This is a genomic window from Alcanivorax sp. HI0083 (assembly GCF_001635175.1).
In genome coordinates this window covers 1-1,338 of the sequence record NZ_LWFX01000150.1, presented here as the reverse complement: position 1 = coordinate 1,338, position 1,338 = coordinate 1, and the positions used below count along the sequence as shown (strand labels likewise).

Genomic DNA, 1,338 nt, shown 5'->3' with positions numbered 1-1,338 from the left:
GCAGGTAGTGGATGCGCTTCAGGCATTGCTGAAGGCAGACTCGGCGCTGGCAGAAAAAGTGATAGAAACCGAAGACCGGGTCGATAATCTGGAAATTCTGATCGACGAGCAATGCACCAAGGTGTTGGCGCTGCGCCAGCCGGCGGCGTCGGATTTGCGTTTGATTATTGCCGTGTCCAAGGCGGTGTCCGACCTTGAACGCATTGGTGATGAGTCAGCCAAAATTGCCCGCATGGGGCTGCAGTTGGCGGAAGAAGGCGAGTCGCCCCGCGGTTATGTGGAAGTGCGCCATATCGGTAACCATGTGCGCAACATGCTGCGCGATTCCCTGGATGCCTTTGCCCGCTTCGATGCCCAGAAAGCGTTGGCCGTGGCCGCCGAAGACAAAGAAGTGGACCTGGAATATCGCAGCGCCATGCGCTCGCTGGTCACCTTCATGATGGAAGATCCGCGGGCCATTTCCCGGGTACTCAACATCATCTGGTCCCTGCGCGCCCTGGAGCGCATCGGCGACCATGCCCGCAATATCGGCGAACAGGTGATCTATCTGGTGGAAGGCAAGGATGTGCGCCATATCAGCATCGATGAGATCGAAAAGAAGCTGAAGGAATAAAGGCCGCTACGAGCTTCAAGCGGCGAGCTACAAGGAAAACCCGCTCCTGCGATCTTTTACAAGGCCGTGCCTGATCTTCGGGCGCGGCCTTTTTCTTTCCGTCATCGTCATGAAATCGCCCCGCGATGTTGAATGAAGCATGTTGCGTGTCGCGTATCATGTCGCTAATATCCGTATTTCCGAATATGCGGATATAAGGTTCGCACATGCTTACACCCACCCAGCTCTGCAAATGCCTCGGCGACGATATTCGCCTCAGCCTGATCTGCCTGCTGCACGGTCAGGGGGAGGTCTGCGTGTGCGATCTGGTGGAGGCCATGCAGGCGCCGCAGTCCACTGTGTCTCGCCACCTGGCCCAGCTGCGCCAGTGCGGGTTGGTGGTGGCTCGGCGGCAGGGTACCTGGATGCATTACCGCGTTAATCCGAATCTGCCCGCCTGGGCACAGCAGACGTTGGCAAGTCTGGTATCACCGGCCTGCGACGCCCTGTCCCTGACACTTCCTGTCTCTGCCTGCTGCGAGAACTGACATGCAACTGCAACCCATGACGATCCTGGTACTGTGCACCGGCAATTCCTGCCGTTCCATTATTGGTGAAGCGTTGATCAATGCCCTGGGCGAAGGCCGTTTTCGGGGACTCAGTGCCGGCAGCCATCCCACCGGTGAGGTGAACCCGGGGGCGCTGGCGGTACTGAGACGCCATGGTATTACTCCGCAAAACCCGGC

Annotated in this window: 3 protein-coding genes; all 3 read left to right on the top strand. The window is 58.4% G+C overall.

Annotation, left to right across the window (positions count from 1 at the left end; translation table 11 throughout):
* A partial coding sequence (gene phoU, locus A3754_RS01630; protein ID WP_063518681.1) for a phosphate signaling complex protein PhoU occupies positions 1-613 on the top strand: 613 nt, incomplete at its 5' end.
* A 206-nt stretch (positions 614-819) separates the two neighbouring features.
* Positions 820-1,140 (top strand): metalloregulator ArsR/SmtB family transcription factor, encoded by a 321-nt coding sequence (locus A3754_RS01625; protein ID WP_063518680.1) that lies wholly within the window; start codon positions 820-822, stop codon positions 1,138-1,140.
* A 1-nt stretch (position 1,141) separates the two neighbouring features.
* The coding region (locus A3754_RS01620) for a low molecular weight phosphatase family protein (RefSeq protein ID WP_369817559.1) at positions 1,142-1,338 on the top strand (197 nt) is incomplete at its 3' end.

Coding starts and splice junctions, on each gene's coding strand:
- A3754_RS01625 (WP_063518680.1), top strand. CDS start 820: ATGCTTACACCCACCCAGCTCTGCAAATGCCTCGGCGACGATATTCGC.